General features: G+C 74.0%; 1 protein-coding gene. It reads left to right on the top strand.

Annotated features, from left to right (window positions below; genetic code table 11):
• The first annotated feature begins 59 nt into the window (after positions 1-59).
• Positions 60-16,874: a type I polyketide synthase gene (locus AC230_RS19280; protein WP_053161266.1), complete on the top strand. Its 16,815-nt coding sequence runs from the start codon at positions 60-62 to the stop codon at positions 16,872-16,874.
• The last annotated feature ends 5 nt before the right edge of the window (positions 16,875-16,879 follow it).

The following is a 16,879-nucleotide window of genomic DNA, read 5'->3' as shown; positions in this document are numbered from 1 at the left end:
CGGGGCCAGGCCCCGGCACAACACGTCGTGAACCCATTCGCACAGGCAAGGCTCGCATCATGAATGAAGACAAGCTCCGGGATTACCTCAAGTGGGTAACGGCGGACCTGCACGAGACCCGGCAGCGCCTTCGCGAACTGGAGGCGGGGGACCAGGAGCCCATCGCCATCGTCGGCATGAGCTGCCGCTACCCGGGCGGGGTGACCTCGCCCGAGGACCTGTGGCGGCTCGTCGCGGACGGCACCGACGCCATCTCCGAGTTCCCCACCGAACGCGGCTGGGACCTGGAGGGCCTGTACGACCCCGACCCCGAGCACGCCGGGACCGCCTACACCCGGCACGGCGGCTTCCTGCACGACGCCGACCGCTTCGACGCCGGCTTCTTCGGCATCTCGCCCCGCGAGGCCCTCGCCACCGACCCGCAGCAGCGCCTGCTGCTGGAGGCCGCGTGGGAGCTCCTGGAACGCGCCGGCATCGACCCGGCCTCCCTCAAGGGCAGCAAGGCCGGCGTCTTCGTCGGCGCCTCCACCTCCGGATACGGCTCGGACGTCGCCGAGACGCCCGACGAGCTCGAAGGGCTGCTGCTCACCGGCGGCTCCGGTGCCGTCCTCTCCGGCCGCATCGCCTACACACTGGGCCTGGAGGGCCCGGCGGTGACCGTCGACACCGCCTGCTCGTCGTCCCTCGTCGCGCTGCACCTCGCGGTGCAGGCGCTGCGCAACGGCGAGTGCTCGATGGCGATCGCCGGCGGTGTCTCCGTTATGGCCTCCCCGCTGGTCTTCGTCGAGTTCAGCCGGCAGCGCGGCCTGTCCGCCGACGGCCGCTGCAAGCCGTTCGCCGCCGCGGCCGACGGCACCGGCTGGGCCGAGGGCGTCGGCATGCTCCTCGTCGAGCGGCTGTCGGACGCGCGGAAGAACGGACACCGGGTCCTCGCCGTCGTCCGCGGCTCCGCCGTCAACCAGGACGGCGCCAGCAACGGCCTGACCGCCCCCAACGGCCCGTCCCAGCAACGCGTCATCCGCGCCGCCCTCGCCGCCGCCGGCCTCTCCGCCGGACAGGTCGACGCCGTCGAGGCGCACGGCACCGGCACCACCCTCGGCGACCCCATCGAGGCCCAGGCGCTGCTCGCCACCTACGGCCGGAACCGTCCCGCCGGCCGGCCGCTGCGGCTGGGCTCCATCAAGTCCAACATCGGGCACGCCCAGGCCGCCGCCGGTGTCGCGGGCATCATCAAGATGGTCATGGCGATCCGCGCGGGCGTCCTGCCGCGCTCCCTGCACATCGACGAGCCGACCCCGCACGTCGACTGGTCCGCCGGCGCCGTCGAGCTGCTGACCGACGCCCTGCCCTGGCCCGAGACCGGCGAGCCGCGCCGCGCCGCCGTCTCCTCCTTCGGCGTCAGCGGCACCAACGCCCACACCATCATCGAGCAGGCACCCGAGCCCGCCGACGCCGAACCCGCCGCCCCCGGCGACGGCACGGACGACGCCGTCCTGCCCTGGGTGGTCTCCGCCCGGACCGAATCCGCCCTGCGCGCCCAGGCGGCACGCCTGCACACCCACCTCGCCGAGCACCCCGAGCACGGCCCCCGCGACATCGCCCACGCCCTGGCCACCACGCGCGCCGCCCTGGAGCACCGCGCCGTCGTCACCGGCACCGGCCGCGGGCAACTCCTCGCCGGGCTCGCCGCCGTCGCCGCCGGCGAGCCCGCCGCCGGCACCGCCCAGGGCCGGGTCTCCGACGGCCTGCTCGCCTTCCTCTTCACCGGCCAGGGCGCCCAGCGCCCCGGCATGGGCCGCGAACTCCACGCCGCCCACCCGGTGTTCGCCGCCGCCTTCGACGCGGCCGCCGCCGAACTCGACCGGCACCTCGACCGGCCGCTCGCCGAGGCCCTGGACGGCGACCTCGTCCACCGGACCGCCTACACCCAGGCCGCCCTCTTCGCCGTCGAGGTGGCCCTCTTCCGGCTCGTCGAATCCTGGGGCATCACCCCCGACTTCCTCGCCGGGCACTCCGTCGGCGAGATCGCCGCCGCCCACGCCGCCGGCGTCCTCTCCCTCGCCGACGCCGCCCAACTGGTCGCCGCGCGCGGCCGGTTGATGCAGGCCCTGCCCGACGGCGGCGCCATGCTCTCCGTCCGCGCCCCCGAGGAGACCGTCCTGCCGCTCCTCGCCGGCCGGGAGGACGAGGCCGGCATCGCCGCCGTCAACGGCCCCGAGGCCGTGGTGATCTCGGGCACCGGGACCGCCGTCCAGGAGATCGCCGAGGCCCTGGCGGCCGACGGCGTGAAGACCAAGCGCCTGCGCGTCTCGCACGCCTTCCACTCGCCGCTGATGGAACCGATGCTGGAGGAGTTCCGGGCCGTCGTCTCCGGCCTCTCCTTCCACGCCCCCGCCCTCTCCCTCGTCTCCAACGTCACCGGCGCCCTCGCCACCACCGAGGAACTGACCTCCCCCGACTACTGGGTGCGCCACGTCCGCGAGGCCGTGCGCTTCGCCGACGGCATCCGCACCCTGCACGCCGAAGGCGTCCGCACCTACCTCGAACTCGGCCCCGACGGCACGCTCACCGCCATGGCCCAGGCCTGCCTCGACGACGACACCGCCGCCCTGGTGCCCGCCCTCCGCAAGGACCGCCCCGAGGCCCCCGCCCTCCTCGCGGCCCTCGCCCGCCTCCACACCCGCGGCACCGGCCCCGACTGGGCCGCCGTCCTCGCCGGCCCCCCGGCCCGCCACGTCGACCTGCCCACCTACGCCTTCCAGCACGACAGTTACTGGCTGCGGGCCACCGGTTCCACCGGCGACGCGAGCGCCCTCGGCCTCGGCCCCGCCCACCACCCCCTGCTCGGCGCCGTCGTCGCCCTGCCCGAGGGCCACCTCCTCACGGCCCGCCTCTCCGTGCAGACCCACCCCTGGCTCGCCGACCACGTCGTCCTCGGCAACGTCGTCGTCCCCGGCACCGCCCTGCTCGAACTCGCCGTCCGCGCCGGCGACGAGGCCGGCTGCGCCGCCGTCGAGGAACTGACGCTGGAGACCCCCCTCGTCATGCCCGTGAGCGGCGGCGTCCAGCTCCGCGTCTCCGTCACCGGCCCCGACGACACCGGCCGCCGCACCCTCGGCCTCTACTCCCGCGCCGAGGACGCCCCCGAGGACGAGCCGTGGACCCGCCACGCCACCGGCGTCCTCACCACCACCGGCCGCGCCGCCACCGTCGACCTGCGCGCCTGGCCCCCGGCCGGCGCCGAACCCGTCGACCTCACCGGCCTCTACGACGGCTTCACCGCCAACGGCGTCGGCTACGGGCCCCTCTTCCGCGGCCTGCGCGCCGCCTGGCGGCGCGGCGACGAGGTGTACGCCGAGGTCGCCCTCCCCGAGGACGCCGCCGCCGACGCCGCCCGCTACGGCCTCCACCCCGCCCTGCTCGACGCGGCCCTGCACTCGGTGGGCCTCGGCGGCTTCGTCGAGGACACCGGGCAGCCCTGGCTGCCGTTCGTCTGGAACAACGTCTCCCTCCACGCCACCGGCGCCGCCGCCCTGCGCGTCAAGGCCACCCCCGCCGGCGCCGACGCCATGGCCCTGGAGATCGCCGACGCCACCGGCGCCTCCGTGGCCTCCGTCACCTCCCTGGCCCTGCGCCCGGTCTCCGCCGACCAGCTCGCCACCCCCGGCACCGGCGCCCACCTCGACTCCCTCTTCCACGTCGACTGGACCCCGGCCCCCGCCGTCACCGACCCGGCCGCCCCCACCGTCGCCCTCCTCGCACCGGCGGACGACCGGCTCGCCCACGCCCTCGGCCCGGCACGGCCCGCCGTCCACGACGGCCTCGCCGCCCTCGCCGCCGAGGCCGGCACCGGCACCCCCGTCCCCGACGCCGTCCTCCTCGTCCCCGCCACCGAAGGCCCCGACCCCGAGCGCATACGCGCCGAGGTCCGCCGCGTCCTGGCCACCGTCCAGGACTGGCTGGCCGACGAGCGCTTCGAGCACTCCCGCCTCGTCCTCGTCACCCACGGCGCCGTCGCCGCCCGCGACGGCGAGGACACCGATCCCGGCCTCGCCGCCGTCTGGGGCCTGGTCCGCTCCGCCCAGACCGAGAACCCCGGCCGCTTCCTCCTCCTCGACATCGACACGGACGACGCCACCCACCGCGCCCTGCCCACCGCCCTCGGCACCGCCCTCGCCACCGACGAGCCCCAACTCGCCCTGCGCACCGGCACCGCCCTCGTCCCCCGCCTCGCCCGCGTGCCCGCCGACGGCGGACTCGTCCCGCCGCCCGGCACCGACCCCTGGCGCCTGGAGATCACCGACCGCGGCACCCTGGAGAACCTCCACCTCACCGCCCACCCCGAGGCCGCCGCACCCCTCGAACCCGGCCAGGTCCGCATCGCCGTCCGCGCCGCCGGCCTCAACTTCCGCGACGTCCTCAACACCCTCGGCATGTACCCCGGCAAGTCCGGCTTCCTCGGCCTCGAAGGCGCCGGCGTCGTCGTCGAGACCGCCCCCGACGTCACCGACCTCGCCGTCGGCGACCGCGTCATGGGCCTCCTCTCCGGCGCCTTCAGCCCCCTCTCCGTCGCCGACCGCCGGCTCATCGTCCCCATGCCCCGGGGCTGGACCTACGCCCAGGCCGCCACCGTCCCCATCGCCTTCCTCACCGCCTACTACGGCCTCTTCGACATCGGCGGACTCCGCGCCGGGGAACGCGTCCTCGTCCACGCCGCCGCCGGCGGCGTCGGCTCCGCCGCCGTCCAGCTCGCCCGCCACGTCGGCGCCGACACCTTCGGCACCGCCAGCGAGGCCAAATGGGACACCCTCCGCGCCGCCGGACTCGACGACACCCACATCGCCAACTCCCGCACGCTCGACTTCGAGCACAAGTTCCTCGCCGCCACCGGCGGACAGGGCATGGACGTCGTCCTCGACTCCCTCGCCCGGGAATTCGTCGACGCCTCGCTGCGCCTGCTGCCCCACGGCGGCCGCTTCGCCGAGATGGGCAAGACCGACATCCGCGACCCCGAAGAGGTCGCCGCCCTCCACCCCGGCGTCCACTACCGCAACTTCGACATCATCGAGGCCGGCCCCGACCGCATCCGCGAGATCCTCGCCGAACTCCTCGCCCTCTTCGAGGCCGGCGCCCTGCGGCCGCTGCCCGTCACCGCCTGGGACGTGCACAGCGCCCCCGACGCCTTCCGCCACCTCGGCCAGGGCCGCAACATCGGCAAGGTCGCCCTCACCCTGCCCACCGCCCTCGACCCCGACGGCACCGTCCTCATCACCGGCGCCACCGGCACCCTCGGCGGACACCTCGCCCGCCACCTCGTCACCGAACACGGCGCCCGCCACCTGCTGCTCACCAGCCGCCGCGGCCCCGACGCACCCGGAGCCGACGAACTCCGCGCCGCGCTGGAGGAGCTGGGCGCCAGGGTGACCCTCGCCGCCTGCGACGCCGCCGACCGCGACGCCCTGGCCGCGCTGCTCGCCGCCGTCCCGGACGAACACCCCCTCACCGCCGTCGTCCACACCGCCGGCGTCATCGACGACGGCGTCGTCGGCGCCCTCACCCCCGAACGCCTCGACGCCGTCCTCCGCCCCAAGGTCGACGCCGCCCGGCACCTCCACGACCTCACCCGCCACCTCGACCTGTCCGCCTTCGTCCTCTTCTCCTCCGTCGCCGGCGTCTTCGGCGCCGCCGGCCAGGCCAACTACGCCGCCGCCAACGCCTACCTGGACGCCCTCGCCCAGCACCGCCGCCGCGCCGGCCTGCCCGCCACCTCCGTGGCCTGGGGCCTGTGGGCCGAGTCCAGCGGCATGACCGGCACCCTCGCCGAGATCGACCGCGGACGCATGACCCGCTCCGGCGTCACCGGCATGTCCACCGCCGAGGGCCTCGGCCTCCTCGACACCGCCGTCGGCCTCGCCCGCCCCGCCCTCGTCTCCATGCACCTGGACATCGCCGGGCTCCGCGCCGACGCCGAAGGCGTCCCCGCCCTCCTGCGCGGCCTCGTCCAGGGCCCCGGCCGCCGCGTCGTCCAGCCCGGCGCCGGATCCGCCGAGGGCCTCGCCCAGCGCCTCGCCGGACTCACCCCCGACGAACAGGCACAGACCCTCCTCGACCTGGTCCGCACCCACGTCGCGGCCGTCCTCGGCCACACCGGCGCCCAGTCCGTCGACGGCGACCGCGCCTTCAAGGAACTCGGCTTCGACTCGCTGACCGCCGTCGAACTCCGCAACCGCCTCAACGGCGCCACGGGCCTGCGCCTCCACGCGACCCTCGTCTTCGACTACCCCAACCCCGCCGCCCTCGTCGCCCACCTCCGCGACGAACTCCTCGGCGCCCAGCCGCAGTTCACGGCCGCCGCACCGGCCAGGGCCACCGCGGCGCCCGCCGACGAGCCCATCGCCATCGTCGGCATGGCCTGCCGCTTCCCCGGCGGCATCACCACCCCCGAAGAGCTCTGGCGCCTCCTCGCCGAAGGCGGCGACGCCATCTCCGGCTTCCCCACCGACCGCGGCTGGGACCTCGACGCCCTCTACGACCCCGACCCCGACCGCCCCGGCACCAGCTACACCAAGGAAGGCGGCTTCCTCCACGACGTCGCCGGCTTCGACCCCGCCTTCTTCGGCATCTCCCCGCGCGAGGCCCTCGCCACCGACCCCCAGCAGCGTCTCCTGCTCGAAGCCGCCTGGGAGGTCTTCGAACGCGCCGGCATCGACCCCGGCACCCTGCGCGGCAGCAAGGCCGGCGTCTTCGCCGGCGTCAGCTACCACGACTACGGCTCCAACACCGCCGCCATGCCCGGAGAAGTCGAGGGCTACCTCGTCACCGGCAACTCCAACAGCATCGCCTCCGGCCGCATCGCCTACACCTTCGGCCTGGAGGGCCCGGCCGTGACGGTGGACACGGCCTGCTCGTCGTCCCTCGTCGCCCTCCACCTCGCCATGCAGGCCCTGCGCAGCGGCGAATGCACCATGGCACTGGCCGGCGGCGTCACCGTCATGGCCAAACCGGACACCTTCGTCGACTTCGCCCGCCAGCGCGGCCTCGCCCCCGACGGCCGCTGCAAGGCCTTCGCCGGCGCCGCCGACGGCACCGCCTGGGCCGAGGGCGTCAGCCTCCTCCTCGTCGAACGGCTCTCCGACGCACGGCGCAACGGCCACCAGGTGCTGGCCGTGGTACGGGGTTCCGCGATCAACCAGGACGGCGCCAGCAACGGCCTGACCGCCCCCAACGGCCCCTCCCAGCAGCGCGTCATCCGCGCCGCACTGGACAGCGCCGGACTCACCCCCGCCGACATCGACGCCGTCGAGGCCCACGGCACCGGCACCCGCCTCGGCGACCCCATCGAGGCCCAGGCGCTCCTGGCCACGTACGGCCAGAACCGTCCCGACGACCGGCCGTTGTGGCTCGGCTCCCTCAAGTCCAACATCGGCCACACCCAGGCCGCCTCCGGCGTCGCCGGCATCATCAAGATGGTCCTCGCCCTGCGCGAAGGACTCCTGCCGCGCACCCTGCACGTGGACGAGCCGACACCGCACGTCGACTGGTCGGCCGGCGCCGTCGAACTCCTCACCGACGCGGTCGAATGGCCCGACGACGAGGACAGGCCGCGCCGCGCCGCCGTGTCGTCCTTCGGCTTCAGCGGCACGAACGCCCACGTGATCATCGAGCAGGCACCGGCCGCCCCCGAGAAGGAGCCGACGCCGAGCACCCCCGACGGCGGCATCGTGCCGTGGCTCATCTCCGCGAAGACGGCGGCGGCTCTGACCCAACAGGGAGAGCGGCTCCGGGAGTTCGTCGCCGAGCACCCCGAGCTGTCGCCGGTGGACGTGGCCTTCACGCTGGCGACCTCGCGCGTGGCGATGGAGCACCGCGCCGTCGTCGTCGGCGGCACCCGCGAGGAGCTGCTGACCGGGCTCACGTCGTCCCTGGTGGGGGACGAGGCCGTGGGCGGGAAGCTGGCGGTGCTGTTCACGGGGCAGGGTGCGCAGCGGGTCGGGATGGGGCGTGAACTGCGTGCTGCCTTCCCGGTGTTCGCCGATGCCTTCGCGGAGGTCTGTGTCGAGTTGGACGGGCACGTGGGGCGTTCGCTGGTCGGGGTGATCGATGAGGACGGGGAGGCGCTGGACCGTACGGAGTTCACGCAGGCTGCCCTGTTCGCGGTCGAGGTGGCGCTCTACCGGTTGGTGGAGTCGTGGGGCGTCCGTCCGGACTTCCTCGCCGGGCATTCCGTGGGTGAGATCGCTGCTGCGCATGTGGCGGGGGTGTTGTCCCTCGCCGATGCCGCTCGTCTGGTGGCGGCGCGGGGGCGTCTGATGCAGGCGTTGCCTGCGGGCGGTGCGATGGTCTCCGTCCAGGCGTCGGAGGAGACGGTCCTTCCGCTCCTGGCCGGGCGGGAGGACGAGGTCGGTATCGCGGCGGTCAACGGCCCGGCGTCCGTGGTGGTTTCGGGTGTCGAGTCGGCCGTCGTGGAGATCGCCGAGGCCCTGGCGGCCGAGGGCGTGAAGACGAAGCGTCTGCGCGTGTCGCACGCGTTCCACTCGCCGTTGATGGACCCGATGCTGGAGGACTTCCGGCACGTCGTCTCCCGGCTCACCTTCTCCTCCCCGGCGATCCCGGTCGTCGTCAACGGCGACGTGACATCCCCCGACTATTGGGTGGACCACGTCCGCGACGCCGTCCGCTTCGCGGACTGCGTCGGCGAGCTGGAGGGCCGTGGCGTCCGTACGTTCCTCGAACTCGGCCCGGACGCCGTCCTGTCGGCGATGGGTCCGGAGTGTGTCACCGACGCCGCGTTCGTCCCGGCCCTGCGCAAGGGGCGCGACGAGCAGCACACGGTCGTGGACGCGCTCGGCCGGCTGCACACGCGCGGGGTGACGGTCGACTGGCCGGCGTTCTTCGCGCCGTACCAGGCCCGCCGCGTCGATCTGCCGACCTACGCCTTCCAGCGCGAGCGCTACTGGCTGCAGCCGAGCGGGTCCCGTCCGGGGGACATGGCGTCGGCGGGCCTGGGGGCGACGGATCACCCGCTGCTGGGTGCTGCCGTGGCGCTGCCCGGCTCGGACGGGTTCCTGTTCTCCGGCCGGCTGTCGCTGAGCACGCACCCGTGGCTCGCGGACCACGCCGTCGGGGGCGCGGTGCTGCTGCCGGGCACGGCCTTCGTCGAACTGGCCCTGCACGCCGGTGACCAGGTGGATTCCGGGCTCCTGGAGGAACTGGCGCTCGAAGTGCCGCTGATCCTCCCCGAGCGCGGCGGTGTGCAGCTGCGCGTCTCCGTGGACGAGGCCGACGCGTCGGGCCGCCGTGCGCTGCACGTGTTCTCGCGCTCCGAGGACGCCCCGTCCGACGAGCCGTGGACCCGCCACGCCTCCGGCCTGCTCGCCCCCGGCCAGGGGCGGGAGCCCGCCGTCGATCTCTCGGTATGGCCGCCGGCCGGTGCCGAGCCGGTCGGGACCGAGGACCTGTACGAAGGACTCGCGGCCGGCGGACTGCACTACGGGCCGGTCTTCCGGGGGCTGCGCAGCGCCTGGCGCCTGGGCGCGGACTTCTACGCCGAGGTCGCCCTGCCCGAGGGGGCCGACGCGACGTCGTTCGGCCTGCACCCGGCGCTGTTCGACGCAGCGTTGCACCTCATCGGTTTGAGCAGGGGAGAGGCCGCCGAGTCCGGCCCGGAGCTGCCGTTCGCGTTCAATGACGTCGTGCTCCACGCCGTGGGCGCCTCCGGCCTGCGGGTGCGGATGACGACCACGGAGTCCGGCGCGGCGTCCCTGGAGTTCGCCGACGCGGCGGGTGAGCCGGTCGCCTCCGTGGGCTCGCTGGCGGCACGGCCGGTGTCCGCCGACGCACTCAAGGCGTCGAGGGGCATGGAGTCGCTGTACCGGGTCGAGTGGCCGGCGGTGCCCGTCGCCGCCGTGGACGGTACCCGGGTGGCGGTCGGGGCGGTGCCCGCCGCCCTGGCGGACCGTCTCGCCGTCCACGCGGACGTGGCGTCCGTGGAGTCGGCGGACGTGGTGTTCGCCTTCCCGTCGGCCGGTTCCGGCGTCCGGGAGGCAGCACACGAAGCGCTCGCTCTCGTGCAGTCGTGGCTGGCGGAGGAGCGGTTCGCGGCCTCGCGCCTGGTCGTCGTGACGCGCGGCGCTGTTGCCGTGGGAGACGGCGACGTGGTCGCCGATCCGGCTCTGGCCGCCGTGTGGGGTCTGGTGCGGTCGGCGCAGTCGGAGAATCCGGGCCGGTTCGTCCTGGTGGACGTCGACGGGACGGATGCCTCGTACGAGCTCCTGACCTCGGAAAGCGCCGTGGACGAGCCGGAGTTCGCGCTTCGCGAGGGCGTCGCGCATGCGCCGCGTCTGACCCGGGCGGCGGCTTCCGGTGACGGGGCCGCCGTGTGGGGCGAGGGTCCGGTGCTGGTCACGGGTGCGACGGGCAGTCTGGGTGGCCTGGTGGCGCGTCACTTGGTGGCTGAGCATGGTGTGCGTCGTCTGGTGCTGACGAGCCGGCGTGGCCTGGACGCTCCGGGTGCTGCTGAACTGCGGGCAGAGCTGGTGGCGTTGGGTGCGGAGGTGGCCGTCGCCGCGTGTGACGTGTCCGACCGTGGGGCGTTGGCGGCGCTGCTGGCCGAGCATCCGGTGACGGGTGTCGTGCACGCGGCCGGTGTGCTGGACGACGGTGTGGTCGAAGCGCTGACTACGGAGCGTCTGGACGCTGTTCTGCGGCCCAAGGCGGTGGCGGCCTGGAACCTGCACGAGCTGACCAAGGACCTGGACCTCACGGCCTTCGTCCTGTTCTCCTCCGCCGCGGGCGTCATCGGTAACGCGGGCCAGGCCAACTACGCCGCAGCCAACGCCTACCTGGACGCCCTCGCCCACCACCGCCGGGCCGCCGGCCTCCCCGCCACGTCCCTCGCCTGGGGCCTGTGGGCCGACGGCGCGGGCATGGCCGGCGCGCTGGGCACGGTGGAGCAGAACCGCCTGGAGCGGGCCGGATCGCGCGGACTGGCGGCCGACGAGGGCCTGCGGCTCTTCGACGCGGCCACCGCCCGCCCGGACGAGGCCCTGTTCGTCCCCGTCCACCTCGACCTCCCCGCAAGCGGCGAGGTGCCCCCGCTGCTGCGCCGCCTCGTACGAGGACCGAAGCGCCGTGCCGTCGCCGCCGCTGCCGACGCGGCCACGGGCTCCTGGAAGGGCCGGTTCGCCGGCCTCGCCGAGGGGGAGCGCGAGCGCGCCCTTGTGGAGCTGGTACGGGAGCAGGTGGCCGGCGCGCTGGGGTACGCGTCGTCTGCGTCGGTCGAACTGGGCAAGGTCTTCGGCGAGTTGGGCTTCGACTCGCTGACCGCGCTGGAACTGCGCAACCGCCTCAGCGGCGAGACGGGCGTACGCCTGCCCGCCACGTTGATCTTCGACTACCCGACCCCCGCCGCACTGCTGGACTTCCTGCGCGGCGAACTCTCGGGCGTCCGGACCGCGCCTAGCACTCCTGCCGAGCGGACCGCCGGTGCGGTGGACGACGAACCGATCGCCATCGTGGGCATGGCCTGCCGCTACCCCGGCGGCATCTCGTCCCCCGAGGACCTGTGGCGCCTCGTCACCGAAGGCGGCGACGCCATTTCCGAGTTCCCCACCGACCGAGGCTGGGACCTGGACGCCCTCTACCACCCGGACCCCGATCACCACGGCACGTCGTACACCCGCCACGGCGGCTTCCTGCACCAGGCGGCCGACTTCGACCCCGAGTTCTTCGGGGTGTCGCCGCGCGAGGCCGTCGCCATGGACCCGCAGCAGCGCCTGCTGCTGGAGACCACCTGGGAGGCGTTCGAACGCGCGGGAATCGACCCGGCCTCGGCTCGCGGCAGCCGAACCGGTGTCTTCGCCGGCGTCATGTACTACGACTACGCCCTGCGTCTGAAGGCCGTCCCCGACGAGCTGGAGGGCTACGTCGGCATGGGCAGCGCGGGCAGCGTCGTCTCCGGCCGGCTGGCGTACTCGTTCGGCCTGGAGGGTCCGACGGTGACCGTCGACACGGCCTGCTCGTCGTCGCTGGTCGCCCTGCACCTCGCCGTCCAGGCGCTGCGCAACGGTGAGTGCGACATGGCTCTCGCCGGTGGCGTCACCATCATGTCGGCCCCCAGCACGTTCGTCGAGTTCAGCCGGCAGCGGGGGCTGTCGGCCGACGGCCGCTGCAAGCCGTTCGCGGCTGCTGCGGACGGGACGGGCTGGTCGGAGGGCGTCGGCATGCTGGTGGTCGAGCGGCTGTCGGACGCGCGGCGCAAGGGGCACCAGGTGCTGGCGGTCGTCCGTGGCAGCGCCGTCAACCAGGACGGTGCGAGCAACGGTCTGACCGCGCCCAATGGTCCGTCCCAGCAGCGTGTCATTCGGGCTGCGCTGGAGAGTGCGGGTCTGGTGGCGGCGGATGTGGACGCGGTGGAGGCGCATGGTACGGGGACGACGCTGGGTGACCCGATCGAGGCGCAGGCGTTGCTGGCCACCTACGGTCAGGACCGGCCGGAGGGGCGGCCGTTGTGGCTCGGTTCGCTCAAGTCGAACATCGGGCATGCGCAGGCTGCTGCTGGTGTCGGTGGTGTCATCAAGATGGTGATGGCGATGCGGGAGGGGTTGCTTCCGCGGACGCTGCACGTGGATGAGCCGACGCCGCATGTGGATTGGTCGGCGGGTGCTGTGGAGCTGCTGACCGAGGCCATGCCGTGGCCGGGGGTGGATGCGCCGCGTCGGGCCGGTGTCTCTTCGTTCGGTTTCAGTGGCACCAATGCGCATGTGATCCTTGAGCAGGCGCCGGTGGCGGTGGAGGGCGAGCCGGAGGGGCGTGAGGCTCCGGGTGTGGTGCCGTGGGTGCTGTCGGCGAAGTCGGTGGGCGCGCTGGAGCAGCAGGCGGTGCGGCTGCGGGAGTTCGTCGCTGGGCGGCCTGAACTGGAGCCGGTGGATGTGGCGTTCTCGTTGGCGTCGTCGCGTGCCGCGCTGGAGCATCGGGCGGTCGTGTCGGGCGCGAGCCGTGAGGAGCTGCTGGCGGGCCTGGGGGCGGTCACCGGGACGGTGGTGGTCGAGGGTCGCTTTGCGGTGCTGTTCACGGGGCAGGGTGTGCAGCGGGTCGGGATGGGGCGTGAACTGCGCGCTGCCTTCCCGGTGTTCGCCGATGCTTTCGCGGAGGTCTGTGCCGAGCTGGACGTCCATCTGGGGCGTTCGCTGGTCGGGGTGATCGATGAGGACGGGGAGGCGCTGGACCGTACCGAGTTCACGCAGGCTGCCCTGTTCGCCGTGGAGGTGGCCCTTTACCGACTGGTCGAGTCCTGGGGTGTCCGTCCCGACTTCCTCGCCGGGCACTCGGTCGGCGAGATAGCCGCAGCGCATGTCGCGGGTGTCCTGTCGCTGGCGGATGCCGCTCGTCTGGTTGCGGCGCGGGGGCGTCTGATGCAGGCGTTGCCTGCGGGCGGTGCGATGGTCTCCGTCCAGGCGTCGGAGGAGACGGTTCTTCCGCTCCTGGCCGGGCGGGAGGACGAGGTCGGTATCGCGGCGGTCAACGGCCCGGCGTCCGTGGTGGTTTCGGGTGTCGAGTCGGCCGTCGTGGAGATCGCCGAGGCCCTGGCGGCCGAGGGCGTGAAGACGAAGCGTCTGCGCGTCTCGCACGCGTTCCACTCGCCGCTGATGGACCCGATGCTGGAGGACTTCCGGCACGTCGTCTCCGGCCTCACCTTCTCCGCCCCGGCGATCCCGGTCGTCGTCCACGGCGACGTCACGTCCCCCGACTACTGGGTGGACCACGTCCGCGACGCCGTCCGCTTCGCCGACACCGTCCGCACGCTGGAGGCCGACGGCGTCCGCACGTTCCTCGAACTCGGCCCCGACGCCGTCCTGTCGGCCATGGGCCCCGACGCCGCGCCCGACTGCGCCTTCGTCCCGGCCCTGCGCAAGAACCGCGACGAACAGCGCACCATCGTTGAAGCCCTCGGCCGACTCCACACCCACGGCGTCACGGTCGACTGGCCGGCGTTCTTCGCGCCGCACCACCCCCGCCGCGTCGACCTGCCCACCTACGCCTTCCAGCACCGGCGCTACTGGCTGGACGAGGCCACCCCGGCGATAGGGGATGTGGTCTCGGCCGGGCTAGGGGCTGCGGACCACCCCCTACTCGGGGCCGCCGTGCCGCTGGCCGACTCGGACGGCCATCTCTTCACGGGCCGCCTCTCGCTCGCCACGCACCCCTGGCTGGTGGATCACGCGGTGTCCGGTACGGTCCTCGTGCCGGGAACGGCGTTCGTCGAGCTGGCGGCCGTGGCCGCCGACCGGGTCGGCTGCGGGCTGCTGGAGGAACTGACGCTGGAGGCGCCGCTGGTCCTGTCCTCGCAGGGCGGCGTCCAGCTCCAGGTCTCGGTAGGGGCCCCCGACGAGGGGGGCCGGCGCACCCTGAGCGTCCACGCCCGGGCCCACGACGCGGGCCCGGACACCCCCTGGGTGCGGCACGCCACCGGTCTGCTGGCCGCGGCCGCTCCGTCCGCGGGCTTCGATCTCGCGGCGTGGCCGCCGGCCGGTGCCGAACGGCTCGACACGGACGGCCTGTACGAGGGTCTCGCCGTCGGTGGGCTGGAGTACGGTCCCGTCTTCCAGGGGCTCACGGGCGCCTGGCGGCTGGGCGAGGACGTCTACGCCGAGGTGTCCCTTCCCGAGGACGTCGCGGCCGAGGGCTTCGGGCTGCACCCGGCTCTCCTGGACGCGGCCCTCCACACCATCGGTCTCGGCGGGTTCGTCGCGGAGACGGGACGTCCGCATCTGCCCTTCGCGTGGTCGGACGTGGCCCTGTACGCGGTGGGCGCCTCGACACTGCGCGTGAAGGTCTCGCCGGCGGGCGGGGCGGCGGTGTCGCTGTGGCTCGCCGACGCGGCGGGTTCCGCGGTGGCGTCGGTCGGTTCGCTGGCGGTCCGTCCGGTGTCGGCCGAGCAACTGGCCCGCGCGGGACAGGCGCAGCACGTCGAGTCGATGTTCGTCGTCGACTGGCGTGTGGTCGCGACGGATCCGGGGTCCTTCGAGGACGGGGCCCGGGCCGTGCTCGACACCGACGGCGGTGTTCTGCACGCGGCCGTGGAGCGTACGGGCGCCAGGGTCCCCGTCGCCCTGGAGATCGCCGCCCTGCTGTCGGAGGACGAGGTGCCGGCGACGGTGTTCGCCGCCGTCCCCTCGGCAGCGGAGCACGGTGCGGACGCGGTCCGTGACGTGGCGCTGCGGGCCCTGGGCCTCGTGCAGTCGTGGCTGGCGGAGGAGCGGTTCGCCGCGTCGACGCTGGTTCTGGTGACGCGGGGTGCCGTTGCGGCAGGAGACGGTGACGTGGTCGCCGATCCGGCTCTGGCTGCCGTGTGGGGTCTGGTGCGGTCGGCGCAGTCGGAGAATCCGGGCCGTTTCGTCCTGGTGGACGTCGACGGGACCGACGCGTCGTACGAGGCGCTGGCCTCCGTCACCGCGCTGGACGAGCCTCAGCTCGCCCTCCGCGAGGGCGTGGCCCACGCACCGCGCCTGGCGAAGGCGGGTCTTGCCACCGACACCGCTCCCGCCTGGGGCGAGGGCCCGGTGCTCGTTACGGGTGCGACGGGCAGTCTGGGTGGCCTGGTGGCGCGTCACTTGGTGGCTGAGCATGGTGTGCGTCGTCTGGTGCTGACGAGCCGGCGTGGCCTGGACGCTCCGGGTGCTGCTGAACTGCGGGCAGAGCTGGTGGCGTTGGGTGCGGAGGTGGCCGTCGCCGCGTGTGACGTGTCCGACCGTGGGGCGTTGGCGGCGCTGCTGGCCGAGCATCCGGTGACGGGTGTCGTGCACGCGGCCGGTGTGCTGGACGACGGTGTGGTGGAAGCGCTGACTGCGGAGCGTCTGGACGCTGTTCTGCGGCCCAAGGCGGTGGCGGCCTGGAACCTGCACGAGCTGACCAAGGACCTGGACCTCACGGCCTTCGTCCTCTTCTCCTCCGCCGCCGGCGTCTTCGGCAACGCGGGCCAGGCCAACTACGCCGCAGCCAACGCCTACGTGGACGCCCTCGCGGAACACCGCCGAGCGGCCGGCCTCCCCGCCACGTCCCTCGCCTGGGGCCTGTGGGCCGACAGCGCCGACGGGACCGGCATGGCCGGTGAGCTGGGCGACCACGACCGGGCCCGCATGTCCCGGTCGGGGGTGGCACCCCTGTCCGCGAAGGAAGGTCTGGGGTTGTTCGACCTGGCGGAGGGCATCGGGCGCGCGGTTATGATGCCGATGCATCTCGACCTCCCGGCACTCGGCGCCGGGGGCGGACAGGTGCCCGCGCTGTTGCGAGGTCTGTTCCGCACACCGGCCCGACGGGCCGTCGTGACGGAGACGGACCCTTCCACCACCCTGCGGCAGCGGTTGTCCGGGCTGTCCCGGGTCGAGCAGGACTCCGTCCTGCTGGACCTGGTGCGGGCCCAGGCTGCGTCCGTGCTGTCCTACTCGGGGCCCGAAGCCATCGGTCCCGACCGGGCGTTCTCCGAGTTCGGATTCGACTCGCTCACCGCGGTCGAGCTCCGCAACCGGCTCAACACGGCGACCGGCCTGCGCCTCCCGGCCACGCTCATGTTCGACTACCCGACCTCGCGCGCTCTCGCCGACCACCTGCGGTCGGAGCTGGCACCTGCGGACGAGCCGGACGGCGACTCCGAAGGCGACCGCATCCGCGGAATCCTCATGTCGATTCCGCTGGCGCGGCTGCGTGATGCCGGACTGATGGAAACCCTGCTGGAACTCGCCGACTTCCGCGGCGAATCCCCCGCGCCGGACGAGACCGAGGAGAAGGACTCGATCGACGCGATGGACGCGGACAGCTTGATCCAGATGGCGCTCGGCGGCGCCGGCTTTGACGACGATGTGACGCGAGAAGGATGAGGCTG

This window comes from Streptomyces caatingaensis, from assembly GCF_001187435.1.
In the GTDB taxonomy this organism is placed as follows: Bacteria; Actinomycetota; Actinomycetes; order Streptomycetales; family Streptomycetaceae; genus Streptomyces; species Streptomyces caatingaensis.
The sequence above is the reverse complement of the archived record's forward strand: the minus strand, read 5'-3'. Positions and strand labels throughout refer to the sequence as shown.